Source organism: Bacillus cereus group sp. BfR-BA-01453 (assembly GCF_022662915.1).
Lineage (GTDB): Bacteria > Bacillota > Bacilli > Bacillales > Bacillaceae_G > Bacillus_A > Bacillus_A paranthracis.
On record NZ_JAKUEN010000001.1, the window covers coordinates 260,090 to 285,702 of the forward strand.

Genomic DNA, 25,613 nt, shown 5'->3' on the forward strand with positions numbered 1-25,613 from the left:
ACGCTTTTTTGTTTTTATTTCTCTGGGTTTAATTGACGAAGCTCTTGTTTAATTTCAGTTTTTGCTTTTGTCTTCTCATCAATCTCTTTAATTACACGTGCTGGAGTACCTGCAACAACTGTATATGGAGGTACATCTTCTGTTACAACAGCTCCTGCTGCTACAACTGCACCTTTACCTACTGTAACTCCCTCTAACACAACTACGTTAGCACCAATAACAACATCGTCTTCAATGATAACTGGTTTTGCTGAAGGTGGTTCAATAACACCTGCAAGTACTGCGCCTGCACCTACGTGACAGTTCTTACCAACAGTTGCACGTCCACCAAGTACCGCGTTCATGTCGATCATAGACCCTTCACCAATTACAGCACCGATATTAATTGTTGCATTCATCATAATAACAGCGTTGTCGCCGATTTCAACGTGGTCACGAATAATCGCACCTGGCTCAATACGAGCTTTAATACCTTTTAAATCAAGCATTGGAATTGCAGAATTACGACGGTCATTTTCAACAACGTAATCAACAATGTACTTGCTATTTTCATCTAGAATCGTCTTAATTTCAGACCATTCTCCAAATAATACACCAGACTTTTTATTTACAAATGCTTGTACCGTTTCAGGGAATGTTACTTCTTTTAAATCCCCTTTTATGTATACCTTTACAGGAGTTTTCTTTTCACTTTTTTGAATAAACGAAATAATTTCGTTAGCGTCCATCATTTTCATTCTTGTTGCCTCCTAAATCCATTTATAATGTTACTCTACCAAACGATAGGGCGAGTAGCAAGATAATAATCCTATTTTTCCATTTGAATTTCTTCTATAATTTCTAAAAATGCTTGTACTTGCTTCAATTGTCTAGCTGATTCACTCGTCAATAACCATGTTTCTCTCGTTAATTGGACAGGTGTTTTATACATATTTTCCTGTACTTCTTTTAAAACAGTAGAAGGTAAAAGAGCATAACCTATACCATTTAAAACGAGTTGTTTGCAAGTCTCAATTTGATCAACGACAATTGTTCTCTTAGGTGGATTAGAAAATAAACCATACCACCAATTCTGTATCTGTCCATAATAAGTCGAATCACTTTTAAATTGAATAAATGGTCTATTTGTTTCTTTTAACATCGAAATATCTTTTATTTCTTTATCCACTAAATAAAGTTCATCTTCAAATAATTGTTGCTTCTGGCCTTTATATTCTTGTGTTCCTCTCAATATAGCAACATGCACGTCTCCTTCATAAAATTGCTTTTGCACCTCACTACTCCAGCCAGTAAACAGCGATATTTTTACAGAAGGATATTTATGTACAAACTTCTTCAAAACAGGAGGAAGCCAATATTGACCAATAACTGATGCGACAGCTATTTTTAACGTCCCATGAGTTTCTGTTCTAAAAACAGCTAGTTCACTTTTAATATCCTCTTCCCTTTGTAGCATTTCTTTTGCGTAATTTGCAACTTTTTCCCCTTCAGGTGTAATTGTCAATCCTTTTTGAGAGCGAATAAAAAACTTCATTCCCCATTGTTTCTCCATAGATTGTAATCGTTGACTAAGCGCAGGTTGTGAAACAAATAAACGTTCCGCCGCTTTTCTCATATTTGATTCCTGTGCTAACACAACCATCATTTGAAAATCATCAATTTGCAACTTTCTCCCTCTTTCCTTAGCTTCCATACACCTTATCTCAATAAGCTTTTCATCCGTAATTTAACTACATACGCTTATATTTTTTATCTTTTTAAATATAATACATACACAACTGATATGCACGAAAAAAAAGTGACTTCTTCGGTTCTATGAAGTCACTTTTCTCACATTATCGATTATGTTGCCTTACTTTTTTATTCAACAATTTTAAAATCGCTCGACGTGTTAAAATCCCCTCAAAATACCCATCTTCATTGACAGCGCAAATAAATGGATGATCAATAGTCATTTCTAATGCTTTTGCAAACGAATCTTCTAACTTAAGAACCGGGATATCTTTCTTCATTACTTGCTCTACTTTCATTTCGTCAAGTCTTTCAAACTCAATGCGTTCTAGCCCTAACATACCGTCTAAAATCATAGCAGTACTAATTAACCCATGCAATTTGTACATCGGGTCCAAAACAGGTATCGCCGAATATCCAGATTTCACAAGTACGAGTAAAGCATGCTCTAAACCATTCCCTATTTGGACATGTGCTACTTTTTCTGATGAAATCATTAAATCTTTTACAAAAATTTGTTGAAACTCGTCTTTTGGAATACTAATCATATTACATCCCCCATTTTCCCTTTTTCCTGCTTATAATTACCGGCTCTATTCACATTTTATGACAGCGTTTTCATATTATTATTTTGTCCTTACATTCTTTCAGTAAAAAACAAAATTACACAGCTATTTTAGCATATAACACAAAAAAAAGACTACCATTCCGGTAGCGCTTAATACCCTTTATTTTTTAATCTGTAAAATAACCTTGTGATTTTTTTATATTGCATCACGTCTGTCTTTTTTAAACCATTCTCGATATCTGTAAGTTCCACAGCTAAAATTTCACTCGCATAATTTTGCTGAAATAAAATATCTAGTAACAAACTTTCCTCTTCTTCTGTTAAAACAAATTCCCTTTTCATATACCCCTCTCCTTATACTCGCATCGTTACCATTATTATATAAAATTTTCAGCCTATTTAATAGATGTAATATTCAGTTTTTAGTGAAAGAAATATATAAATTGTTTTTATTTCGTATATCGATTTGCATAACTAAACGCCGCATAAGCATCTGGCTTAATTTTTGCAGTTAATCCCATCGCTTGAATTTTCGCTGTCATATCTAGAATAAATTCTTTTGTTAAACCATCATTTCCGATATCTAAGTGAATCTCCATTATAAAACCAGCCCCATCTTGAGCATATGGATGCAATAAATCCCATATTGTTTGTATATGATTAGGAGTAAATAGGCATGCAATTTCTTGACTAAACTGCGTCTCTAAATATATTTTCTCACGTAAAGTTTCTGGCTTATCTTTTACTGATTGATGGTGTAAACACCCCCAGGCTCCTTTTCCAACGCGATGAATATGAATTGCCGTAATAAACCTCGTATCCTTTTGATGTGCTTGTGAGTCTGTCCCAATGGATAAACGATATAAATTTCGCGGATCCTTTTTAATGAAATTACAAATACGGGTAAAGACCATATCAAAATTTAAATGTCTCTCTGAAACATTATAAAATTTATGTTCACCGGCCACATAGTCACGTCCTTTCAATTAGACAGACTTTTCGTATTCTCATTGTATGGGACAAAAACAAAAATTATAACTCCCTACCCTTTATTCGTTTCAATATTCCGAATTACATAATGGCAAACTTGGCACGTATAAATTACGTTTTGATTCGATTGAGCCGTTAGTACATGAATAATCTCAGCAGAATTGTGACAATTAGGACAAATCACAACTGGTAAACGTTCCATATAACACACCTCCTCACTATTTTCATCCCGCTATTTACTACCCGTCCTCAATTGGTGATGGATAATAAGCTGTATAATATGACGAAGAAACCCTACTAATTACACTTTCACTTTATTACCATTGTAGGAAAAATGAAAAATCCTTATACATATATACTAAAAGTAATAGAACTAAAAAAGGTGCTGCCCTATGGCAACACCTTTTTTATATGTATCAAGAAATGATATCGTAAATCTCAATTGCAACCATGTCGATATTATCGAATTGATACACTTGAGGTTTTTCACCTTGTTGATACACTTCTAACTCATACATTTCACTTTTATCGAAAAATTTCACGCTACATTTGCGCTCACCGTTCACTTCAAAATAGCGTTGTGCTACTTCACCGCTTTCAGCTTGTTCTTGTAGACTAACAAGTCGAGTTAAAATTCCTTGGAGTAGAGACATGAAATCTCTCCTTTCTCTGATCTTCCTACCAATAGGTTTTACAGCTATACTCATTCTATCCGTCATAACAGAAAAAATGTTCCACACTCTAGGATAAAGGTTATTGGCCAGAAACTCAACTAAAAATTTGTCGAAATACGAAGGAAAAAACAGAAAGAACATCTTTTCCCTTCTTTATTGCGATTTTTATACTGGAAGAATATAATAAAAAACAGTAAAAAGGAGGAATTGCAATGAAAAAAATTGAGGTTTACACACAACCTGATTGTCCGCCATGTGTTATTGTGAAAGAATTTTTAAAGCATAATAACGTTGTATACGAAGAGTTTGACGTAAAAAAAGACGCCGCTGCTCGCAATCGTCTTTTATATGACTATGATTCTTATTCAACTCCGACGGTTGTAATTGATGGAGAAGTTGTTGCTGGTTTTCAAATTGAAAAATTACAACAACTTCTTAATATAGAATAGGAATAGGTAAAGACCTATTCCTATTTTTATCCCGATATATTTTGGAAGTATGCATCTGATTGTGGCAAGTTCATATTAAACGGGATATGCCCCTGATTAAAGTTTCACTTTATAATTGTTGTAACCTTTTTATTTCAGTTAAAAGTTCTTGACTTTCATGATATCCAGCCAATTTCCATTTCCCTTGATCTCTTTGCAATGTCATAATTTGATATTGTCCACTTTTCGCCCGCTCATAAACATATAAAATTTTATGCTCTTCATCATATGACATTTTCGTTTCCGAATTAAAAGAAAATGGCGCTTCTTTTGCTGGAAGTAAATATTCACCACTTTGTTTATCACTTCTACTATTTTCATCTGTAAATACTTGAAGGAAATTCTCTGTAAAATATGGTGATAACGTTTCTATCATCTTATTCATCGGCAAACGCTTCCCACGAATTGAAAATTGGCTTTCATAGCCTTTTTGTATCGTTACAAACACTTCTTTCCGATCGACTTTCACTTCCTCTTTTCCTAAAACAGTTGTAACACTATAACCAACTAGAAAGGCAACGCATACAAATAGAACTAACCATATTCCATATTTTCTCATTTTTTCACCTTCCTTTTAAGAAAACTTGTCTTTGTAGTATTCATTGTAACAATGATTATGCAAAGAAAGGGCTGGTTTCGTTCGTAAAATCTTTACAACGATAGACAGCATTTTCGGCACCATTTTCACTATTACCAATTTATGATAAAAACAAACAAAAAATGCACGAATCTCTTCGTGCATTAAAATAAAACATCTTCTTCATATAAATATTCATACGATAAATCTATAAATAAAAAGTTCTCATCATCAATCGGGAAAGAAAATGTTCGTACCATCTCACCGGTTTCAATATCAGCATATAAATCTGAAAGTCTTGCCTTATTCTCAAAACGCATTTTCATAATATTCTCTAGAAAATACGGGCGCCAACTCCAGTTCTTCATATAATACTCAGGCATCACAATCCATTCCCCATCTTTTTTCATAACGTTTCCTGATTGTTGGAAACCATCTTCGTTACAAATAAATATACGAAAACTACATTGTGATACACTTTGGCTAAATTGTAATAACCAATCATTTATATCTTCATTCTTTTTCTGTTTGGCTAAAACATCGCCAATTCGATCACGTAACATTTCTGTTAAATTATAAATCTTTTGTAGTTTTTTCTTCTCATGTTGAATAAATTGATGACACTCATTACCAAGTCGTTCTTTCAAAACGTTCGTTTCAATAAAATCAGGTAAGCATTCTTTTAAATAATTCCCTTGATAGTACCTACCACCGTTTTTCCATGCATATTGTAATTGATAAAAAGCATCTATTTCTTCATATAACAATGTCGCACCAATTCTTCTAGCAAGTAATGATAAAGAATATAAAATATCTTGATAAGATTGTAAAAGTGCAGTTTGCCTTAAATTTGTTAAATCTACTTTTAAAATGTCAGGTGCTAACACGCTAATACGTTCTAAATTACTTGTACCTGTTCCGACTTTATTAATCGAAATTTGAATACCATATGTACGATAATACATAAGCAAATGATTAAATTGCTCTATATCTTCTTTACATTCATGTTCTGTAATCTCTAAAACAATGTTTTTCAAATTTAAACCTTGTTTTTCATACATCAATAAAAGTTGAAGCAAACTTTCATCATCATCGTTCATTAATACGTTAGCATTCCGATGTATAAATAATAATAGTTTTTGATCACTTTCTAAATAACGATTTAAAGCCTTTTCTACTATAATGTTATCCGCTTCTAGTTGAAACTCACTTGGAATAGAGTCATCATGAAAGAAAGAAGCTAAACTTTGTATGCCCTCTTCTGTTTGAATACGCCCTACTACTTCATATCCAATTACAGTATGTTCATCAGCACTAAAAATTGCTTGATAATAAGGAAGGACTTTATCCAAGTTACTCATTACATCTAATGCATCTATCAACGTGCTTCCCTCCCTTTACTTTTCAAAAATTATAACATGATATTTACGGAAAAATAATAAAAAATCCCTTCAGTTTTCCTGAAGGGATTAGAGGGGTAAAATGCTAAGGGGAATTAGCAATTCTACTATGAAGAAAAAAGAGGTCTTAAATATAACGTATATATGACCTCTTGTAAACACTTTTCTTTCATATGTCACAATTCCGTCACATTTTTCTTATCCCTTTTAAAATGGATATTGATGTAAATGTTGTCCTCCATCCATTGTCATACAAGTTCCATTTATGTACGCAGCTTCATCTGAACATAAATAATAAGCTAGACCTGCAATTTCTTCTGGCGTACCCAGTCTTCCAAGCGGAACACTTTGTATCGTACGCTTAGCCATTTCTTCTGAAATCCATAATTTATCAGCACCGCCCGTACGTTCAATTGGTCCTGGCGCAATAGCGTTAACTCGGATTCCATATTTACGTCCCCACTCAACAGCGAGTGTCTTCGTCATTGCTAATACTCCAGCCTTCGCTGCAGCCGAATGAATAACTCCCGGACCTGCATCCCACGCATATGTTGCTACCATGTTAATGATATTTCCTTTTATACCTTTTTCAATCCAATATTTTCCGACAGCCTGGCTACAGTAAAATGTACCGTTTAACACAATATTAATAACCGAATTCCAGCCGTTCACGGATAAATCTTCCGCTGGACAAATAAAGTTTCCAGCTGCATTATTTATTAAAATATCAATTCGTCCAAACTTCTCATCAATCTGTTCAATCATTTTCTGAATATCATCCGTATTTCTTACATCCATTTGTACCGGTAATATTTGTCCTGGAAATTGTTCAATTTCCAATTTTGTTTCCTCTAGTTTTTCCTTTGTACGTCCTGTAATAACAACTCGTGCCCCTTCTTTTGCAAAACGGGTCGCCATTCCTTTTCCCATTCCGCTCGATCCACCTGTTACAATAACTACTTTTTCTTTCATATTATATCCCCTCCAAAAATGAATACACATTCATTTTATCATTTTATTTAATAGAAATCTTTATATTTTTAAACTTTTCTGATATTTTAACGTAAAGAGATTTCTTTTTATTCACTTTTTCGTTATCTATACTACTTTTACATGATTTAAAATATATTAAAAAAAACGAAAGGAGATTTGAGTAACCTGTAAATGTAACGAACACATGTAATATAAGCCAAATAGGTATACTCATATTTTTATGAAGAAAATTACAAGAAGAGATTTTTTAAAAACTGGAATGCGTACTTGCCTATATTCATTTATAACGACTAGTATCGGATACTATTATGCTAAATATATTGAGCCTCATCTGCTCTCTTTTACAGAACATACACTGAAATCACAACTCATCCCAAAAAGCTTTCACGGTATGAAGATTCTTCAATTTAGCGATTTACATCTCGGATACTATTTCTCTCTCCAACATTTATCTCAAATCGTCTCTAAAATTAATGCTGTAAAACCCGACATTGTTCTTTTTACTGGTGATCTCATTGATAATTATCAAACGTATACTGACACTCCTTTCGTTGCATCTATTTTAAAAAATATACAAGCACCCTTCGGTAAATTTTCTATTTATGGTAACCATGATCACGGCGGATATGGAACGGAATACTACGAACACATCATGCGTGAATCTGGATTTGAACTGTTACTAAACAGCGAAAAGAGAATCCGTCTACTGGATAATAGTGAAATTTCAATTTTCGGTCTTGATGATATACTATTAGGCAAACCCAAAATAAAGGAGACACTACAGCGCGCTCGGAAAAACATTTATAACATTGTTCTTGTTCACGAACCAGATATTGCACCGCAAATTGCTACATATCCAGTTAACTTACAACTTTCTGGTCATAGCCATGGCGGACAAGTACAAATCCCTTTTTTAGGCGCTATTATTACCCCAACACTTGCTAAAAACTATGTAGAAGGTTTCTATACGATCCAAGATTTAGCTCTCTATGTCAATCGCGGCCTTGGCAGAACACGTGTCCCATTCCGATTTATGGCAAAACCTGAGATAACAATTTTTACACTCCAACATTCGTAATCATTCGCCTATTTTCTTACATATCCTTTCTTGTACGCGCTCATCCATGTTTCATTTACCATATGATAAAAGTGAGTCCAATAAAGGAGGTTTGTTCATGTATCCATATTATCAACCAATCCCAGTCCGTTCAGCACCTATTGGTCCAGTAGGCGACTCACGCTTCTTTCCGTTTTTTGGCGTCCCATTTCTAGCTGGTATTGCTGGTGGACTGCTTGGCGGAGCATTAGCTTTCGGTCCTAGACCGTATTACCCACCATATCCACCACCTTTCCCACCGCCGACACCTTATCCTTGTTATGGCGGACCTTGTCAACAACCATTCTATTATTAATGTACCGCAACAATTCTACTAATGTTATTTCCTTTCTTAACCGATTCATAATCCATTAACATGCTTATAATAAAAAGTATTCTCTCTACGCATCCTTTATAATAAGTAGAGAACAAAGTAAAAAACCTCTTAAAAAAGAGGTTTTTTACTTTGTTCTCATTATTCGGCATCTGTGTTTTGATACGCCATCTTAAATAACTTCACTTGGCTATCAATCTCTTCTGCCCCATTATTAATAACATAATAATAGTCACCGTCTTTATTTTGTTCACGTGTTTTCACATTATCAGCTAAAGTAAGCTGTAAAATCGCCTTAATTCGTGCCTTCATTTCAATATCTAATATCGGGAAAGATATTTCTACACGTTTCTCCATATTTCTTGTCATCCAGTCAGCTGAAGATAAATATATTTTCTCTTCTCCATTATGATGGAAATAATAAATACGGCTATGTTCTAAATATCTCCCGACAACACTAACTACCCGAATATTTTCACTTACATTTGGAATACCAGGTCGTAGGCAGCATGTTCCTCGAACGATGAGCTCTACCTTTACTCCAGCTTGTGATGCTTCATACATTTTTTTAATAAGTGGTTTATCAGTTAATGAATTCATTTTAGCAATGATATATCCATTTCCATATTGCCTATGATAACGAATTTCTTCATCTATTAAATCGATAAATTGCTCTCTTATATCAAATGGTGCAACCGATAAATGATAAAAATGCGGCTTTGTTGTATAACCACTCAAATAATTAAAGAAATTTGTTGCATCGACCCCAAAGTCTTTTCGTGATGTAATATAACCAAAATCAGTATATAGCTTTGCGGTTGCATCATTGTAATTTCCGGTTCCAAGATGTACGAACCTTTCAATTTTTCCGTTTTTTCTTCTTACAACTAGCGTAATTTTACTATGTGTTTTCAAATGACTTACACCGTAAATAACATGACAACCCGCCTGTTCTAATTCTTTAGCCCAATGCACATTATTTTCTTCATCAAACCTTGCCTTTAACTCAACTAATACCGTCACTTGTTTCCCTTTTTCAGCCGCTACCTTTAGCGCCTGAATAATTGGAGAATCACCACTTACTCGATATAATGTTTGTTTGATCGCAAGTACATTCGGGTCGTCTGCTGCATCACGAACAAAATCAACTACTGGCTGAAACGATTCAAACGGATGATGTAATAAAATATCATGCTCAATTGCTTTTTCAAATACATCTTCGGCATCCCCTAAATCTTGAGGTCGTTGTGGAATAAGAGCCGGATATACTAAATGTTCATATAAAGGCGATAGTTTTTTATATAAAGAAAATAGACATGTTAAATCTAACGGTCCATCCATTATATACACATCTTCATCTTTTACTTCCAACACTTCATATAATAACGCTAATACTCTTTCATCAATGTGTTCTTTGCCAACTTCTAAACGTACAGCAGCTCCCCACTTACGCTTTTTTAATTCTTTTTCAATTACTTTTAATAAATCTCTCGCACCTTCTTCATGAATCGTTAAATCCGCATTGCGTGTAATACGGAAACGAGTAACAGATGATACTTTATATCCAGTGAATAATTTATGAGTAAAACCACTAATTACATCTTCTAATAAAATAAATTTATGCTTTTGCCCTTCACTCGGTAAAAATATGAAACGTTCAAGTAATGAAGGAACTTGTACAATCCCTAACTTCGTGCGGTTTTCTTCCTCCACTTGTTTCTCATCATATAAAAGAGTAGCTAAATTCAAACTTTTATTTAATAACATAGGAAATGGACGATACGCATCGATAGCTACAGGTGTTAAGACTGGGAAAATTTGCTCATCAAAATACTCTTCTATAAATTCTCTTTGTTCTTTCGTCAAATCATGGAATGTTAAACGCTCAATCCCCTCTAGCCCCAACGCTGGCAACACATAATTTTTAAACGTATCATATTGTACAGTCATTAATTCATGGGCCTTTATCGCAATTTTATTTAATTGCTTTTTTGGTGTTAAGCCGGCCTTATTTTCTGGTTGATTAAACCCAGCGCTCACTTGATCCTTCAATCCTGCTACACGTACCATAAAGAATTCATCTAAATTGGAGCTAAAAATGCTAATAAACTTTAATCTTTCTAAAAGCGGATTCATTTCATCCTGTGCTTCTTGTAGTACACGTTCATTAAATGCTAACCAACTTAGTTCTCTATTGTTGTAATAAGCTGTATCATTTAAATTGACTATATTCCCCTTCAACATTTCCATCCTCTTCACACTTCCCTTGAAACTTTTTTACTATAATTTAGTTACTTTCATTTTAACAAATTACAATATTCCAAAGTGTTAATTTTTTGTAAAGACATCCGTACAACTTAGTGTTTTGATTCGAAGAATAAGTTAATATTCGTTTTCAATACTCTTTCCAGCTGCTTTTTTTGTTTTTCAGCTTGCACTTTTTCCGCTAACGCCGATTGTTCACATACAATTTCAAATGTTAATCCTTCTTTACTTTCTGTTATAGATATTGATTCAACAAGCGATCTTTGTCTTATATTTAGAGCTGCTGAAAATTGTAAAACAGCCCCTAATAGGCGAATTTTTTTTTGTTCGTTTTTATCAAACCATCCTTCAAACGGAGACAGATGTTGTTTGAATAACATTTTTGATTTATAAGACGCAATAAGCGCTAATCTAACTCGATCTTTATGCATCATACCATCAATTGTTTTATTTGCTAATAAATAAAACGTATGTAAACGGCTCGCTTCTTCGTCTATATATTTGCCTATATTAAATACTTTTGCTGCTTGATGGAACACTTCCCAGTCTTTTACTGACATAGAAATCAGCCCTGTTTCTTCAAGCTGTTGACAAATTAATCTTCCATGTTTAATAAGCTGTATTACAAATTCCATGTCCATTTCATATTCATGTGATAATAAATACAAACTTTCTTCGACCACGTTCGGATAATATGAAATCCCCAAATCTTTTGTCAACTCTTCATAGAAAACACCTTCTCTTAATCCTTTTCTACTTAATACAAATGCTGGTGCCTCTATAACATGAACAAGCGTATGAAATACTTCGACTGCGGGAACAATTGTATCCGCTCGATCTTTTGCCAATCCTTCCAATTTTTGAAGTTCTATGAACGACAAGCCTTCCAATTCTTCTTTCACATTTTTAATATCTTCTTCTTTCATCTTGTATAAATGTACTCCTGCTATAGGATAACAAATTAAATTTTGATGAATTTTCACTAAGTTCCTCGCACTACCACCAATTGCAATAAGGGGTAATTTCTTATCAATTAACCATGGTAATGTTCGAAATTGATATTCCAAGTACGTTTGAAGCTTTTCCAACTCTTCTTCAGTAGGTATGTCCCCTTTAATAAATTGTTGCTTTAAAGAAAGTGCCCCAAAAGGAAAGCTATGATACTCTAAAATCTCTCTATTTCGAAAGTATGTAACTTCCGTACTTCCTCCACCAATATCTACTGTAATCCCTTCCGAGAACGAAGTTGAATTCATAACCGCTAAATAGCCGTAACGTGCTTCTTCATATTCTGATAATACTCTAAGAGTAAAGTCTGTTTGTCCTTCAACAAGTTTTTTAATTTCCTCTTGATTCTCAGCCTGCCTAATTGTTGCTGTTGCAACACAAAGTACATGGCGCAACTGATGGAATCGTGTACTTTCTTGAAATTGAAATAATGTTTGTAACAATACCTCTACTCCTTCTTCAATCAACACACCATCGACTAAGTAATTCCTTAACCTTGCAACCACTTTCGTATTTTCAATCTCTTTATAAAAACCTCCGTTTTGCTTTTCATAAATAACTAAACGCATTGTATTAGATCCAATATCTATAATGGCATATTGCTGTTTTAATATTTCTTTCAAACTTCTCACTCTTTCATTATCAAATTTCTAAAACACATTCTATTACTATTATACAAAATAGTTGTTTTTTGTAACAATATTGCTTTAATATTGAAAATATATACAATCACTTTTTGCATATAATAAAAATCGCTTTTACTTATGGTATAATAATGAAAAATTGAAAGGAGATTTAATATGAAACCTTCACAACCACAATCTCAATTACAAAACCAACATTCTATTAATCGACTAGCTCAATCTATTTTTGTTGTGAATCGTCATGCTAAAGCTGCAACTAATCCGAAGTATTTATACTGGTTAAAAAAGACAGCTTTAGAACGCTTAATTACTGAAAAAAAAGCTATTAAAGAAGGATTACATTTCTCTAGAAATCCACGTTTTAGCCAACAACAATCTGATGTTCTTATACGTTTAGGTGATTACTTTTTCCATATTCCTCCTACAAAAGAAGATTTTCGAATCCTACCACATCTCGGTCATCTTGAATCCTCCTATCGAAATCCGAAAACAACCTTATCTTTAACAGTAGCAAAAAAAACACTTCAAGATTATATTGGTCCTGAAGCGCTAAAACAAGAAAAAAAATTAAGTGAACCTGTCCCATGGTATAGTCGTACCTATACAAAAAAATAAAACAGTTTGGCCAATTGTAGGCCAAACTGTTTTATTTTTTCTCTTCTTTAATTTTAATATTTGCTTGTTTATAAAAAGCAATTTTTTCTGTATTATAAGACTTCGTAAATTCATTAAACTTGTCTTTTTCTGATTCAATATCTTTATAAGACTGATTTACTACTTTTACTTTTTCACTAATATCTTTTAATTTCGTACCTTTATCTTGTAACATTGTATATAATTCTTTTTCTTGTTTTAACGATTTATTATAGCTATCATACATTTTGTTAAATGAATCATGTCGTTTCTCATATGTGCTTTTCACTTTATCCGCTTGATCTTTCAATTTCTTATCTTCAATTTTCTTCACATATTTATCTGCCGATTTCACTTCTTCTTGTGCCTTATTTAAAGATTCTTTTTCTTTTTTAAGCACTTTTTCTCGTTCATCTGTATTTTTCACTGCTTGGTTTAGTTTTTCCTTAACAGTTTGATTATTATCTTTTCCTTCTTGAACAATCTGGTTATATAATTCTTGTCCCTCTTTCTCTAAAGTTTCAAGTTTTTTTGCATCTTCAAACATTGTTTTTTCTTGCTTTGCAGCATTTTCAAATGCAACATATAATTCCTCTTCTGGTTTCGGCCCGAAACAACCCGCTAGTAAAGTCATTGATAATGCAGTTACAATTGCTAATTTACTATATTTCAACATCTTTTTCCTCCTACTTATATACGATCATCGTGTAAAAAGCTATGAAATTATATAACCTTCTATAAACTCCACACTCGCACCTTTTTCACGAAAATCATTCATATTGTTTATAATGCTTGTACAAATTGTATTACTTGAAATTACATTTTCCGTTTTCGAACTAAATAGCAGTTTCATATCCATCTTTTACTTGGAACTTTTTAAAACCTATTCATACTATGTATTACATAAAAGTACAACGGAATTCATCACAACCATAATAATTTGAAGAACAACAGTAATTATTCACCTGATAAAAGATGTTCGTTGTTCTCACACGTCTATCATTCTATCATTCCCTTTCCCGCTTTCTATCAAATAATCTCTTCGTTCATTTTACACAGTATAAATGCTATCTTGCAACAACTTACAATTATTCTTGCCATTCCCTAAAAAGGAAAAGTGTAGAGTATGCTTTCCTCTACACTTTTAAAATGAAACACATTGTGCAAAATGCATTGACACATCCATCATAATTATATGCCTATTTCATATATTTTTAAAGACTTTTATTACAAAAAAAGTTCTTTTTGTAATAAAAGTCAAAAAAATGTTACAATCAAAACTTCTTCATATCATATTTCTTCAAATCAAAATTTCACTTATTTTTTTACAAATTTCTATGTTGGTACAATTGATTTTGTGCCTTTCTTAACAATTCTTCAAACGTTTTTCCTTCTATAGGATAACTAGCAGCCCCAAATAATAGAGTCATACTTAACAAACCATTTTCTATTTCACTTTCAATATTTTTCATTAATCGGTTTGTTATTGTCGACTTTTCATGTCCTTTATCAATCGCCACAATCACATACTTATTTTCATCCCACTTCGTAACGACATCGCCTTTACGAATTGTCTTTACAATCGTGCTCTCCAATTTTTGTACTAACACCTCCAATTTTTTTTCTTGCACTGTTTCTTTTAGTCCTTTCCATTCTTTCACAGAAAGAATGTACACTGTAATATTATGAGAATCTCGTTCTGATAAAGCAGCTACTTTCTCAAAAAAATCAACTACAAAATCATTACTTGCCATTCCTCCTACTTCCGTATCCATACGCCCACTCGCTCTTTTATCATACCAATGTCCAAAATAATAGCTGAGTATCATTTGCAATATATAAATAATAAAGACGGTATAAAATGATCGCGAATCCAGTTTTGTAATTACATCCTGAAGCGCAATCCATTCTGTAACTGCCACTGTATTCCCAAGTAATAATCCACTAATTTTCCCTTTATGTTTCATACTTCACCTCCCTTCTATACCAATATATGTTTCTATAACAATTATGTTTTTCTACAAAATAAAAAATGTACATATTGAGTGTACATTTCCGCTTAAACTTGTCTACCTTTTCTACTTCATTTCATATATATACTATATATCGTTTTTAGAAAGGAGTGACCTATATGCTACAAAAAGAAAATCTATCAGATATTATACGTTTACTAGCGGGCTTTCTATTATCCTTAAAATTACTATTCAATTCTTTCGGAATAAACTTTATTACAAACGATCAAATCGATGCTATTGTTAATGTTGCTTCATTTTTATTTATTCTATACTTTGGCTTCAAAAATAACTATGTAGGGAAAAAAGGAATAGAACAAAAGAAAATACTCAAAAAGCATAACCTTCACTAAAAAAGGAACCTTCCATACAGGTTCCTTTTTATCATTGCCGCACTACAACTTCATTTGTTTGCAGTGGACCATATGATACTCCGTTATATTGAAATGTATATGTAGCCTGAAATAATGCGTTTTTGAGTGCTTTATCTTTATTTGCTTTTATTTTACAAATTAATTCTACCTTTTCATTCGGTAATAAATTATCGATTCGCCACCTTACAAGTTGGAATAAAAACTCACTTATCCCCTTATCTACCTTTAATGAATTAGGGATATATGCAAAATAATCGCGAATCATATGACTTACTACAACTCGTGAAATCATTTCTATTCCTTTATTTTCAACTTCAATTCGAATAATAAGTATGTCGTTTACATCATAGGTCAGTTCATATGAAAATTTTTCTTTATACATACTACGGATTTGCAATGTAACTGCTACATTGGGACATTCGTTTTCCTTTTTTGATCCATCAATCCATAATACCGGTTGTAGCGGTATTGAACGCCTTCCTTGATCCGAAATTCGTTTCCATATTTTCATAATAATATTCACCCCATTTCAGATGCATCATTCATACGACCTTATTCTGCCTCTCTGCACAATACAAACGATATATAGTTATTACTCTTCCTTTTATCCTATTCGACAATATAAAGAAAAAACCATTTTTCCTCTGTTAACTGAAGGTATTCTTGCTGAAATATTTTTTTACAATTTCCTTCATTGACTTTATACCAATATTAAGTATTACTCACTCTTTTGCAGTCCATACAACAGAATATTTTGACGAATGAAAATATTTGCCTTTTAGTCAAATTTGACTATAATATTCTTTATGGCTTGTGCACTTGTGTAAATTGATTTGAAAGAACTGTCCTTTACATTTTTATGCGCTGCACTCAAAACTTAATATAGTTTACTTATTTTTAAAGGAGGGTTATATTTGAAATCTCAATTATCAAAAAAAGACTCCAACAAGACAAAATTTGTTGTTGCTGGTTTACTACTTGGTATTTTAATGGCGGCAATGGATAATACAATTGTTGCAACAGCAATGGCAACGATCGTTGGAGACTTAGGAGGATTTGACAAGTTCGTTTGGGTCACATCTGCATATATGGTAGCAACAATGGCAGGTATGCCTATATTCGGAAAACTTTCTGATATGTACGGACGGAAACGTTTTTATATCGGTGGCCTCATTCTTTTCTTATTCGGTTCTGCACTTTGCGGAACAGCATCTAGTATTGAACAGTTAAGTATTTATAGAGCAATTCAAGGGATTGGTGGGGGCGCTCTTATGCCTATTGCCTTCACAATTATGTACGATATATTCCCACCAGAAAAACGCGGAAAAATGACAGGACTATTCGGTGCCGTTTTCGGGACATCTAGTGTGTTCGGTCCTTTATTAGGCGCTTATATTACAGACTATATAAGTTGGCACTGGGTCTTCTATATTAATATTCCATTAGGGCTTATCTCCTTCTTCTTCATTACTAAATACTACAGTGAATCTCTAGAATTTAGAAAACAAAAAATTGATTGGGCTGGCGCTATTACACTTGTTATTAGTATCGTTTGTTTAATGTTCGCCTTAGAACTTGGTGGTAAAGAATATGCATGGAATTCCACTGTAATTATCGGTTTATTTACAACAGTTGTTATTATGCTTATTATTTTCTTCTTCGTAGAACGAAAAGCAACGGAGCCTATCATTTCTTTCCATCTCTTTAAAAAACCTTTATTCGCAGCTAGCCAAGGCGTTGCCTTTTTCTATGGTGCCGCTTTTATTATCTGTACAGTTTATATTCCAATCTTCGTTCAAGGTGTTCTCGGCGGTTCAGCCTCTAATGCTGGATTAATTTTAACACCTATGATGGTTGGCTCTGTAATTGGAAGTCAAACAGGTGGACAGTTAGCTTCACGAACAAGTTATCGTAACATCATGATCGTATCTGGCGTTTTCTTTGTAATTGGTATTTATTTATTAAGCACTTTAACGATGGATACACCTCGTCTACTTGTAACACTATTTATGGTTCTCACTGGACTTGGGGTTGGTTTCTCGTTCTCAGTTTTAAGTATGTCTTCTATTCACAAGTTAGAAATGCGAGACCGTGGTTCTGCTACATCAACAAACTCATTCTTCCGTTCACTCGGTATGACTCTTGGTGTAACAATTTTCGGTACCATTCAAAATCATATTTTTACTAATAAATTAAGTACGGTGTTCCCTCCTGAACTAGCTAAATTAGCTCCAAAGGGCGGAGACACAAGTTTCTTATTATCACAAGGTGCTACCGAGAAGATGCCACCTGAAATATTAACTGGTATTAAAGAGGCTCTCGCTACATCTATTGCCAGCACATTCTTCTGGGCACTTATCCCGGCTGTGCTAAGTATTATTTGTATTTTACTTATGGGAAATGAACGACTATTTACAGGTCCAAAAACGAAACAAAGACAAAAGCAAGTAAGTTAGTATAGAAAAAAGAAACGGCATACCCTTTATGAAAAAGGGTATGCCGTTTATAATATATAAAGTAAATCTTTAATCAGTAAGGAACCATTCCCACTGGTTATTATCCCTCACCAATCGGGATAAAGTTTCTATATACAGGAGTTGAGACAACAGAATGAGCATGAAATTAGTCATTCTCGGTTTGCTACTCGAAGGGGATAAACATCCATATGAAGTGCAACACATTATGAAAGAAAGACAAATGGATTGTTATATTAAATATGCAAAAGGTTCACTTTACTACGCCTTCGAGCAATTAGAAAAGCAAGGTGCAATTTGTATTACCACGATTGTTCGAGATACGAATAGACCAGATAAAACAATCTTTCATATAACAGAAGAAGGTAAACAATTATTTCACAAATTACTATTAAAACAATTCGAGGCAAAAAATCAAATATATAAACCGATTTATTCGGCACTCTCTTTCGCTCATTTTGGTGATGACCAAGAGTTAGTTCCTATTTTAGAAAAGAAGAAAAATGATACTATTCAATATTTACATAATATGCAAACTATTTATGATTGTAGCAAAGGCAAAATCCCACGTGCACAACTATATATTTTACAAAGCGTTATTGAACATATTACAGTTGAATTACAATGGTTAAACACCCTTCTTACAGATGCAGTTGCAGGGCGCCTTTCAGAAATTGATATAGATGAGGATTAAACTTACAAAATAGAAAATGTAAAATGACAATTTAGTTATTTCATCTTAAAGCCTAAAACACATATAACCTCATTCTAATTTAGGACGGGGTTATGCTTGTTTAATTTTCGATATAAGATACTTCACTGTGCTCAAAAATATAACAATATATTTGTTTGAAAACCTAAGATTTATTCATCACTGACTTCCCATAATGAAAAGTTGTTTCTTAAAATTCTATATAAGAAGGATGTTGGTTTTCATCCAAACTGTATTCAATTCTTTGTTTGAAATTCATATAATTCCCATTTCTATAAACTTAGTATATTCATCTTTATACAGTAATCTTGTTCTTTTTTTGATAACTTACTATTTCGAAATGAACCATCTAATCCCCTTCCTTATTCCAAAATATGGACCAATTGTTAAACAACATAACTAGCGTCTTACCTCTGTACAAGTACACACTTTTTTATAAGTTTAATTCAATTAACCCCTTTTTATTAATCAGAAAAATAAGAATGTTTAAAATAAAAAAACTTTATAATTTTCTTATTTCAAAACAGTAGACAAAATTCCAAAAATTGTGTTAGAATTTGTTTCAATATCATATCGCTTGTTAAATTCCTTTCAAAAGGAAAATGGGTACACGAACAGTTTGTTTCGTGTTTAAAAGGGAAGCTTGGTGAAACTCCAACACGGTCCCGCCACTGTAAATGCTGAGATTTCTTTTTAATGCCACTGTGAAAACGGGAAGGTGAAAGAAATCATATGAAGCATAAGTCAGGAGACCTGCCTGTTTTAACAACACTGATAGATTCACGGATGATGATGAGGTGTTAAAACAAAAAGGAAGGCTTATTTTCTATGCCTTTATGCTTTTTGTTATAGGTATTTCCTAGTAAACGGAAATGCTTACTTTCAATTGGGGAGGAATTTGAAATGGCAATTCAAACAAGTAACTTAGGTTATCCACGTATCGGACTACAACGAGAGTGGAAAAAAACATTGGAAGCTTTTTGGTCTAATAAAATTGATGAAGAACAATTTTTAACAACAATGAAAGAAATTCGTCTTCAACACGTTAAAGCACAGCAAGAAAAAGGGATTGAACTTATTCCAATTGGCGACTTTACATATTACGATCACGTTTTGGATACTGCTTATATGCTAGGATTTATCCCATCACGTTTTTCTCAGTTTACATCTTACCTTGATGTATATTTCGCAATGGCGCGTGGCTCTAAAGATCACGTAGCTTCCGAAATGACAAAATGGTTTAACACAAACTATCATTATATCGTTCCAGAATATGAAGAGGGATTACAAATCTCTTTAAAAGATAATCGTCCACTTCGCTTATACGAAGAGGCAAAACAAGAATTAGGAGTAGATGGAAAACCTGTTATTTTAGGACCATATACTTTCTTGAAATTAGCTAAAGGCTATACACAAGAACAATTTGCTACTATTTTAAAACAGTTAGTTGCACCCTACGTACAACTGCTTTCAGAACTACATGCAGCTGGTGCACAAATCATTCAAGTTGATGAACCGATTTTCGCTTCTTTAACGAAAGAAGAAGTTCAACAAGCAAAAGAAATTTATGAAGCTATTCGTAAAGAAGTTCCAAATGCGAATCTTCTTTTACAAACATATTTTGATAGTGTAGAAGAAAACTATGAAGAAATTATTACATTCCCAGTATCAAGTATTGGATTAGATTTCGTTCATGGTAAAGAAGGTAATCTACATGCTATTTCAAAATATGGATTCCCAGCTGATAAAACTTTAGCTGTTGGTTGTATAGATGGCCGTAACATTTGGAGAGCCGATCTTGATGAAGTTCTTACGTTATTTACAACGTTACAAAAACAAGTCCAAACGAAAGATTTCATCGTTCAGCCTTCTTGTAGCTTATTGCATACGCCAATCGATAAAACAGAAGAAACTCACTTATCGACTGAGCTATTTGATGCGTTGGCATTTGCAAATCAAAAATTAGAAGAGTTAGTTCTTATTCATTCCGCTCTAACTCAAGGTACAGAAAGCATTCATAATGAGCTGGAAACATATCGAAATGTACATCATACAATTCGTTCATCTGCTGCACGTAACCGAGAAGATGTCAAAGCAGCACGAACAGCACTAAAAGAAGAAGATTTTTCACGTCCTCTTCCATTTGAAAAACGATATGAATTGCAACAAGTTGCCCTGAAGTTACCGTTGTTACCAACAACAACTATCGGTAGCTTCCCGCAAACAACTGAAGTTCGCCAAACGCGAAAAGAATGGCGTAACGGTGTTATTTCAAATGAACAATATGAACAATTTATTGAAAAAGAGACAGAAAAATGGATTCGTTACCAAGAAGAAATTGGTCTTGATGTTCTTGTACATGGTGAATTTGAAAGAACTGACATGGTCGAATATTTCGGTGAACGCCTTGCTGGTTTCTCATTCACTAAAAACGGTTGGGTGCAATCATACGGTTCCCGCTGCGTAAAACCACCTGTTATTTATGGTGATGTAGCCTTTATTAACGGAATGACTATTAAGGAAACTGTGTATGCACAAAGCTTAACAGAGAAAGTTGTAAAAGGAATGTTAACTGGACCTGTTACGATTTTAAATTGGTCCTTCGTTCGAAATGACATTCCAAGAAAAGAAGTTTCATATCAAATTGCATTAGCTCTTCGTCATGAAATTGAACTACTTGAATCTTCCGGAATTCGAGTAATTCAAGTAGATGAGCCAGCACTTCGTGAAGGAATGCCACTAAAAGAAAAAGATTGGGACGCTTATATTACATGGGCAGTACAATCCTTCCTTTTAGCCACTTCATCTGTAGCAAATGAAACACAAATTCATACTCATATGTGTTACAGTAACTTCGAAGATATCGTTGATGCGATTCGCGCATTAGATGCAGATGTGATTTCTATCGAAACATCAAGAAGTCACGGTGAATTTATTGATACATTAAAACATACAACATATGAAAAAGGCATCGGTCTAGGTGTATATGATATTCATAGCCCACGTGTACCAAGTAAAGATGAAATGTATAAAATCGTAGAACAATCTTTAAAAGTATGCGATCCTAAATATTTCTGGATTAATCCTGATTGTGGTTTGAAAACGAGAAGAACAGAAGAAGTTATTCCAGCTTTAGAGCACATGGTGCAAGCAGCAAAAGACGCTCGTTCCTTGCTAAAAACAAACGCATAATAAAAAATGGGGTATCCTTTTTGAGGATACCCCATTTTTTATTCTTTACTTTCAAAAAAGAATTCATATTGTATTTTATATAATTCATCATCCGTTGGTTCTTCAAGAGGTGTTGCTTGTAATACAACCGTATACTCACCATTTGGAATAGGAATTTGAAATTTATTTGAAAGAATACTTGTTACAACGATACATTCATTTTCAACTGTAAAAGGAACTGTAACCGTTCTAATTACTTCTTCTTTCTCAATATGTTTCCCTGGGGTCACTTTTACTTCACAAGTATAATCAGAAAGTGCTTCAAAAATAACAGTTCCATCCACCTTCGCATAACCTCTTTCAAAATCTTCATCCGTCCAATCAACGTAAGGCTGATCACCGTCATAGTTCATCAACATTAATTGCGAATACGAAATTGTTAACTCCATCGTTCCCTTCTCCTTCATTATGAAATATGCAACTACTACTTTACGTCAAATTTCACACGCGTACCATCTGGGTATTTATCTAACTTATTTCCTACCCAAGAGCCTGCTCCGCGGTTATCGGCTGGACTTATATATTCAATATGTGCTCCTTTTCCGCCTTCTTTACACATCGCCATTGGCCATTCATCACGATCATACCCTTTTTTTGATGGGTATGGAGCTAACGATAATTTTCTTCTATCCGCAGCGCCACCACGGTCGATTGTACACACTTCTGAATGTCCTTCTTTTATAGCATCCGTAATATGTTTCCCTGTCTCTGGATATCGATCTTTCGGAAATTCTAGAACTTGATCATACGCATTTGTTTTTTTAATACTTGTTTCCTCTGGAACAAGCACTTCATACACCGCTACTACAATAGAAAGAATTGCAATAATTGAAATGATAATACCCTTTAATTGCTTCATGTATACCTCCATGATTCTACCAGTTTCTTTTCCTCAGTTATTATAACAAACTTCTCCTGTCTATGTTTTCAGACATTATTTCAGCTCTTCTTCGCCATTCCGCCAAAAACTCTCATTTTTCTTCATCTTTTCACTAATGCTGTAGAAAACTAATAACCTTCCGACATTCTTTTTCAAAGGAAGTCCTCATAAAAGATTGAAATGATATATACGATACTTTTTGGGGAGGAAATATTATGGAAGCTACCTATAAAACGAAAGATGTGACGAATAAAACAGGCATCCCAAAACATATAGTCCGCAAATATAGTCAACTGTTAGAGGAACATGGTTATATAATTTCCAAAACAGCTGATGCTCGTATTTATAAACTTGATGATTTAAAACTATTGAAATCTATACATGAAAGAGCTGCTACATTGCAGGAAGATATTTCAGAAACGATACCAATTATTTTAAAAGAAAAAGAGGCCCCACCTGTACCAGTTATACAAAATACGCAAGAAATACAACCGAAAGAAAAAGAAGATGGGCGTAACTTCGAGGAGTTCATGTTAAAACTTGAAATGCTCGCTCAACTAAATGAAGCTATTATTCATCAAAATTCTACCCTTATTACCCAAAATCGTTTAAAAGATGAAAAGCTAGATGAGTTGATGCAACAAGTTTATGTAAAAGAAGGATCTCAGGAAAAAATGCTACAAGAGTTAGTGGATCATGCCGCTCAAACAGATGCTCTGCAAAAAGAAAAGATGGACTTATTAATGAATCATATGTATAAACGAGAATCTAAACAAGAAGAAAAAATGAATAAACTCGTAAATCAAATTTATAATAAAGATAGCAACCGTGATGCACAACTTATGCAAGTAATTCGCGAAATTCAAGAAACAAAAAGATTAGTCGCCGCCTCAAAAGAACAAAGCTTTTTCCAATCATTTAGAAGTTTATTTAGCCGAACAAAACAAGAAAAAACAACTGAATAGCATAATATATTTTTTCTAATATAAAATAAAAAGTTACCTTCTATCGGTAACTTTTATTCCTTATTTCTTACAGCTGGCAATATAATAATCGCTTCAGTTCCTTTCCCACTTTCGCTTTTATATTCCAGCGTACCATTATGCGCTTGTAAAATACTAAATGTTACCATTAGTCCTAATCCTGTCCCTTTTTCTTTTAAAGAATAATACGGTTGTCCGAGCCTTGCTAATTGTTCTTTCGTCATCCCAACACCACTATCTTTAACTCTTATTACAATCGTTTCATCTTTTTGCATAGCCGTTACTTTTAAATATCCTTTATTTCCTTGAATTGCTTCAATACCATTTTTAACAACATTCATAATAGCTTGCTTCAATTTCGTTTTATCACCGATCGTATAAAGACTTTCAGAAATCTCAACTTGCAAATATACACCTTGCATCGCTGCAAATGATGACATAAGAGTTGTCATTTCTATTAATTGAGCGGATAAGCAAATATGTTCTTTTTTCTCAATTTGTGGTCTTGCTAAATTTAAATAATCTGAAATAATTTGTTCTGCCCGGTCCAATTCAGCTAATACGAGACGCATATAATCCTTGTTCTTCACATCTTCCGTACTTTCTAGCAATTGAATAAAACCACGAACAACAGTGAGCGGATTTCGAACCTCATGTGCAACACTTGCTGCTAACTCACTTACAATATTAAGTTTCTCTGACTTTTGCATCTCTGTACGTAGTATTGCATTTTCATTTAAATATTCTGTTAAGTACACCTGAAATACCATTGTCATAACCATAATAAGCGAAGCAAATATATATCCGCTATATAAGTGCGAAACATATGGTGTAAACCCCGTTTCTAACAGAACGTTAATCATACCAATCACTAAAGAAACAAGTACGTACAATGATGAAATCATAAATGCTAAAATTAGCTTCTTATCCCTTGAAAATAGAGACCATTTCTTTGATAAAAATAATGGAACTATCAATAGAAATATTACTTCTATGACTGGAAGAAGGTTTATGCCCTTTAGCGCCCATTCATAGACAACAAAAATAACGGCCGGGATTAAACCAACAATCCCACCATATAAAAAACCACTAACAATTGGGATTGGGTGAAAGTTATACCCGCAAACGTCCCCAAAACAAATAGAATATGTCATAGAGAGAACGAGTGTAATGCTAGATAAAAACATAATAAAGTAGCGGTTCGGCTTCGGAGGCATTTCTTGATAACGATTTAAACGAATCGCTTCGTATAAAAATAGTGGCAAAATAATGATGGCAATTTGGATCATTAAATCACGGATAAGCTCCATAGCCTCTCATCCCCTATATGTATTTTGATATGATTATATCATTTTACAGGTTTGTTTGTTTTAAAATTTTGATTTTTCTTAACATATTTGTTAATTCTTTGTTAACAACACATAATAATTGTTACAGATTTTCGAAATGAATGTAAACCCTGTACCAAATTTCTGCCCGACAGTATACAATGAATACGGATTACAAAGAAAATAAAAAATACTTCATAAGACGGACAACTATAGCA

The 25,613-nt window shown here is 33.5% G+C and carries 27 protein-coding genes and 1 riboswitch; of the genes, 9 read left to right on the forward strand and 18 right to left on the reverse strand.

Annotated features, from left to right (window positions below):
- Positions 1–14: 14 nt before the first annotated feature.
- From dapD to MR070_RS01290, 7 genes are all read right to left on the reverse strand, one after another.
- Positions 15–737, reverse strand: a complete 723-nt coding sequence (gene dapD / locus MR070_RS01260) for a 2,3,4,5-tetrahydropyridine-2,6-dicarboxylate N-acetyltransferase (RefSeq protein ID WP_000783247.1) — start codon at positions 735–737, stop codon at positions 15–17.
- A gap of 71 nt (positions 738–808) precedes the next feature.
- A complete protein-coding gene (locus MR070_RS01265; RefSeq protein ID WP_001984809.1) occupies positions 809–1,693 on the reverse strand; it encodes a LysR family transcriptional regulator in 885 nt (294 codons plus the stop codon).
- Positions 1,694–1,835: 142 nt separating this feature from the next.
- Positions 1,836–2,279 carry a cyclic-di-AMP-binding protein CbpB gene (cbpB, locus tag MR070_RS01270; protein WP_000623566.1) on the reverse strand — a complete coding sequence of 148 codons (444 nt, stop codon included), beginning with the start codon at positions 2,277–2,279 and terminating at the stop codon, positions 1,836–1,838.
- Between the two features lie 170 nt (positions 2,280–2,449).
- Positions 2,450–2,641 carry an antirepressor AbbA gene (gene abbA, locus MR070_RS01275; protein WP_000817794.1) on the reverse strand — a complete coding sequence of 64 codons (192 nt, stop codon included), beginning with the start codon at positions 2,639–2,641 and terminating at the stop codon, positions 2,450–2,452.
- A gap of 107 nt (positions 2,642–2,748) precedes the next feature.
- Positions 2,749–3,267: a ribonuclease H-like YkuK family protein gene (locus tag MR070_RS01280; RefSeq protein ID WP_000896652.1), complete on the reverse strand. Its 519-nt coding sequence runs from the start codon at positions 3,265–3,267 to the stop codon at positions 2,749–2,751.
- 74 nt (positions 3,268–3,341) lie between these two features.
- Positions 3,342–3,491, reverse strand: a complete 150-nt coding sequence (locus MR070_RS01285) for a hypothetical protein (RefSeq protein ID WP_000440537.1) — start codon at positions 3,489–3,491, stop codon at positions 3,342–3,344.
- 214 nt (positions 3,492–3,705) lie between these two features.
- Positions 3,706–3,942, reverse strand: a complete 237-nt coding sequence (locus MR070_RS01290) for a YkuJ family protein (RefSeq protein WP_000055151.1) — start codon at positions 3,940–3,942, stop codon at positions 3,706–3,708.
- 233 nt (positions 3,943–4,175) lie between these two features.
- Between MR070_RS01290 and MR070_RS01295 the strand changes: the two genes are divergently transcribed.
- Positions 4,176–4,412: a glutaredoxin family protein gene (locus tag MR070_RS01295; protein WP_000717880.1), complete on the forward strand. Its 237-nt coding sequence runs from the start codon at positions 4,176–4,178 to the stop codon at positions 4,410–4,412.
- A gap of 109 nt (positions 4,413–4,521) precedes the next feature.
- On the opposite strand, the gene MR070_RS01300 is transcribed toward MR070_RS01295, so the two are convergent.
- The 3 genes from MR070_RS01300 to fadH all read right to left on the reverse strand — a co-directional run bounded on the left by MR070_RS01300 (position 4,522) and on the right by fadH (position 7,400).
- Complete coding sequence (locus tag MR070_RS01300; RefSeq protein WP_242260399.1) at positions 4,522–5,010, reverse strand: DUF3993 domain-containing protein; 489 nt, start codon at positions 5,008–5,010, stop codon at positions 4,522–4,524.
- Between the two features lie 182 nt (positions 5,011–5,192).
- Positions 5,193–6,410 carry an EAL domain-containing protein gene (locus MR070_RS01305; RefSeq protein ID WP_000564304.1) on the reverse strand — a complete coding sequence of 406 codons (1,218 nt, stop codon included), beginning with the start codon at positions 6,408–6,410 and terminating at the stop codon, positions 5,193–5,195.
- 225 nt (positions 6,411–6,635) lie between these two features.
- Positions 6,636–7,400 carry a 2,4-dienoyl-CoA reductase gene (gene fadH, locus MR070_RS01310; RefSeq protein ID WP_000660918.1) on the reverse strand — a complete coding sequence of 255 codons (765 nt, stop codon included), beginning with the start codon at positions 7,398–7,400 and terminating at the stop codon, positions 6,636–6,638.
- Between the two features lie 241 nt (positions 7,401–7,641).
- Between fadH and MR070_RS01315 the strand changes: the two genes are divergently transcribed.
- Both MR070_RS01315 and MR070_RS01320 read left to right on the forward strand, forming a co-directional pair.
- A complete protein-coding gene (locus MR070_RS01315) occupies positions 7,642–8,499 on the forward strand; it encodes a metallophosphoesterase (protein WP_000724517.1) in 858 nt (285 codons plus the stop codon).
- A 97-nt stretch (positions 8,500–8,596) separates the two neighbouring features.
- Positions 8,597–8,833: a hypothetical protein gene (locus MR070_RS01320; protein WP_000283744.1), complete on the forward strand. Its 237-nt coding sequence runs from the start codon at positions 8,597–8,599 to the stop codon at positions 8,831–8,833.
- A 159-nt stretch (positions 8,834–8,992) separates the two neighbouring features.
- Here the strand turns inward: MR070_RS01320 and MR070_RS01325 are convergent, their stop codons facing one another.
- The gene (locus MR070_RS01325; protein WP_242260401.1) at positions 8,993–11,101 is read right to left on the reverse strand and encodes a polyphosphate kinase; all 2,109 of its coding nucleotides are present in this window, start codon (positions 11,099–11,101) and stop codon (positions 8,993–8,995) included.
- Positions 11,102–11,208: 107 nt separating this feature from the next.
- Entirely contained in the window at positions 11,209–12,747 is a 1,539-nt protein-coding gene (ppx, locus tag MR070_RS01330; RefSeq protein WP_242260404.1) for an exopolyphosphatase, read from the reverse strand.
- A 177-nt stretch (positions 12,748–12,924) separates the two neighbouring features.
- On the opposite strand from ppx, the gene MR070_RS01335 reads away from it, so the two are divergent.
- Entirely contained in the window at positions 12,925–13,383 is a 459-nt protein-coding gene (locus MR070_RS01335; protein ID WP_000804868.1) for a YkyB family protein, read from the forward strand.
- Positions 13,384–13,414: 31 nt separating this feature from the next.
- On the opposite strand, the gene MR070_RS01340 is transcribed toward MR070_RS01335, so the two are convergent.
- Both MR070_RS01340 and MR070_RS01345 read right to left on the reverse strand, forming a co-directional pair.
- Complete coding sequence (locus tag MR070_RS01340) at positions 13,415–14,077, reverse strand: YkyA family protein (RefSeq protein WP_000922491.1); 663 nt, start codon at positions 14,075–14,077, stop codon at positions 13,415–13,417.
- Between the two features lie 649 nt (positions 14,078–14,726).
- A complete protein-coding gene (locus MR070_RS01345) occupies positions 14,727–15,368 on the reverse strand; it encodes a diguanylate cyclase domain-containing protein (RefSeq protein ID WP_000680841.1) in 642 nt (213 codons plus the stop codon).
- 164 nt (positions 15,369–15,532) lie between these two features.
- On the opposite strand from MR070_RS01345, the gene MR070_RS01350 reads away from it, so the two are divergent.
- Entirely contained in the window at positions 15,533–15,766 is a 234-nt protein-coding gene (locus MR070_RS01350; RefSeq protein ID WP_101164644.1) for an SPP1 phage holin family protein, read from the forward strand.
- A gap of 31 nt (positions 15,767–15,797) precedes the next feature.
- Here the strand turns inward: MR070_RS01350 and MR070_RS01355 are convergent, their stop codons facing one another.
- Positions 15,798–16,298 (reverse strand): hypothetical protein, encoded by a 501-nt coding sequence (locus MR070_RS01355; RefSeq protein ID WP_000708181.1) that lies wholly within the window; start codon positions 16,296–16,298, stop codon positions 15,798–15,800.
- A gap of 403 nt (positions 16,299–16,701) precedes the next feature.
- Here MR070_RS01355 and MR070_RS01360 point away from each other — a divergent pair, with 403 nt between their 5' ends.
- From MR070_RS01360 to metE, 3 genes are all read left to right on the forward strand, one after another.
- On the forward strand, positions 16,702–18,243 hold the full coding sequence (locus MR070_RS01360) for an MDR family MFS transporter (protein ID WP_000842024.1): 1,542 nt from the start codon (positions 16,702–16,704) through the stop codon (positions 18,241–18,243).
- A gap of 154 nt (positions 18,244–18,397) precedes the next feature.
- Positions 18,398–18,955 (forward strand): PadR family transcriptional regulator, encoded by a 558-nt coding sequence (locus tag MR070_RS01365; RefSeq protein ID WP_242260406.1) that lies wholly within the window; start codon positions 18,398–18,400, stop codon positions 18,953–18,955.
- A gap of 605 nt (positions 18,956–19,560) precedes the next feature.
- Positions 19,561–19,748, forward strand: a riboswitch (cobalamin riboswitch).
- 128 nt (positions 19,749–19,876) lie between these two features.
- Positions 19,877–22,165 carry a 5-methyltetrahydropteroyltriglutamate--homocysteine S-methyltransferase gene (metE, locus tag MR070_RS01370; protein WP_242260408.1) on the forward strand — a complete coding sequence of 763 codons (2,289 nt, stop codon included), beginning with the start codon at positions 19,877–19,879 and terminating at the stop codon, positions 22,163–22,165.
- A gap of 38 nt (positions 22,166–22,203) precedes the next feature.
- Here the strand turns inward: metE and comJ are convergent, their stop codons facing one another.
- Complete coding sequence (comJ, locus tag MR070_RS01375; protein WP_242260410.1) at positions 22,204–22,593, reverse strand: competence protein ComJ; 390 nt, start codon at positions 22,591–22,593, stop codon at positions 22,204–22,206.
- Positions 22,594–22,628: 35 nt separating this feature from the next.
- Positions 22,629–23,063 (reverse strand): DNA-entry nuclease, encoded by a 435-nt coding sequence (nucA, locus tag MR070_RS01380; RefSeq protein ID WP_000811499.1) that lies wholly within the window; start codon positions 23,061–23,063, stop codon positions 22,629–22,631.
- Positions 23,064–23,299: 236 nt separating this feature from the next.
- Between nucA and MR070_RS01385 the strand changes: the two genes are divergently transcribed.
- Positions 23,300–24,049, forward strand: coding sequence for a DUF3967 domain-containing protein (locus MR070_RS01385; RefSeq protein ID WP_000388462.1), 750 nt, complete (start codon positions 23,300–23,302; stop codon positions 24,047–24,049).
- Positions 24,050–24,102: 53 nt separating this feature from the next.
- On the opposite strand, the gene kinB is transcribed toward MR070_RS01385, so the two are convergent.
- Entirely contained in the window at positions 24,103–25,377 is a 1,275-nt protein-coding gene (kinB, locus tag MR070_RS01390; protein WP_000420387.1) for a sporulation sensor histidine kinase KinB, read from the reverse strand.
- Positions 25,378–25,613 lie beyond the last annotated feature (236 nt).

Excerpts from the sequence above, each read along its gene's own strand:
- MR070_RS01345 (WP_000680841.1), bottom strand. The coding sequence starts at position 15,368 with ATGAAACATAAAGGGAAAATTAGTGGATTATTACTTGGGAATACAGTG.
- cbpB (WP_000623566.1), bottom strand. The coding sequence starts at position 2,279 with ATGATTAGTATTCCAAAAGACGAGTTTCAACAAATTTTTGTAAAAGAT.
- MR070_RS01285 (WP_000440537.1), bottom strand. The coding sequence starts at position 3,491 with ATGGAACGTTTACCAGTTGTGATTTGTCCTAATTGTCACAATTCTGCT.
- nucA (WP_000811499.1), bottom strand. The coding sequence starts at position 23,063 with ATGAAGCAATTAAAGGGTATTATCATTTCAATTATTGCAATTCTTTCT.
- MR070_RS01290 (WP_000055151.1), bottom strand. The coding sequence starts at position 3,942 with ATGTCTCTACTCCAAGGAATTTTAACTCGACTTGTTAGTCTACAAGAA.
- MR070_RS01385 (WP_000388462.1), top strand. The coding sequence starts at position 23,300 with ATGGAAGCTACCTATAAAACGAAAGATGTGACGAATAAAACAGGCATC.
- comJ (WP_242260410.1), bottom strand. The coding sequence starts at position 22,593 with ATGGAGTTAACAATTTCGTATTCGCAATTAATGTTGATGAACTATGAC.
- MR070_RS01295 (WP_000717880.1), top strand. The coding sequence starts at position 4,176 with ATGAAAAAAATTGAGGTTTACACACAACCTGATTGTCCGCCATGTGTT.
- MR070_RS01335 (WP_000804868.1), top strand. The coding sequence starts at position 12,925 with ATGAAACCTTCACAACCACAATCTCAATTACAAAACCAACATTCTATT.
- MR070_RS01300 (WP_242260399.1), bottom strand. The coding sequence starts at position 5,010 with ATGAGAAAATATGGAATATGGTTAGTTCTATTTGTATGCGTTGCCTTT.
- kinB (WP_000420387.1), bottom strand. The coding sequence starts at position 25,377 with ATGGAGCTTATCCGTGATTTAATGATCCAAATTGCCATCATTATTTTG.
- MR070_RS01350 (WP_101164644.1), top strand. The coding sequence starts at position 15,533 with ATGCTACAAAAAGAAAATCTATCAGATATTATACGTTTACTAGCGGGC.
- MR070_RS01320 (WP_000283744.1), top strand. The coding sequence starts at position 8,597 with ATGTATCCATATTATCAACCAATCCCAGTCCGTTCAGCACCTATTGGT.
- metE (WP_242260408.1), top strand. The coding sequence starts at position 19,877 with ATGGCAATTCAAACAAGTAACTTAGGTTATCCACGTATCGGACTACAA.
- fadH (WP_000660918.1), bottom strand. The coding sequence starts at position 7,400 with ATGAAAGAAAAAGTAGTTATTGTAACAGGTGGATCGAGCGGAATGGGA.
- abbA (WP_000817794.1), bottom strand. The coding sequence starts at position 2,641 with ATGAAAAGGGAATTTGTTTTAACAGAAGAAGAGGAAAGTTTGTTACTA.
- MR070_RS01265 (WP_001984809.1), bottom strand. The coding sequence starts at position 1,693 with ATGGAAGCTAAGGAAAGAGGGAGAAAGTTGCAAATTGATGATTTTCAA.
- MR070_RS01340 (WP_000922491.1), bottom strand. The coding sequence starts at position 14,077 with ATGTTGAAATATAGTAAATTAGCAATTGTAACTGCATTATCAATGACT.
- MR070_RS01355 (WP_000708181.1), bottom strand. The coding sequence starts at position 16,298 with ATGAAAATATGGAAACGAATTTCGGATCAAGGAAGGCGTTCAATACCG.
- MR070_RS01365 (WP_242260406.1), top strand. The coding sequence starts at position 18,398 with ATGAGCATGAAATTAGTCATTCTCGGTTTGCTACTCGAAGGGGATAAA.
- dapD (WP_000783247.1), bottom strand. The coding sequence starts at position 737 with ATGAAAATGATGGACGCTAACGAAATTATTTCGTTTATTCAAAAAAGT.
- MR070_RS01325 (WP_242260401.1), bottom strand. The coding sequence starts at position 11,101 with ATGGAAATGTTGAAGGGGAATATAGTCAATTTAAATGATACAGCTTAT.
- MR070_RS01315 (WP_000724517.1), top strand. The coding sequence starts at position 7,642 with ATGAAGAAAATTACAAGAAGAGATTTTTTAAAAACTGGAATGCGTACT.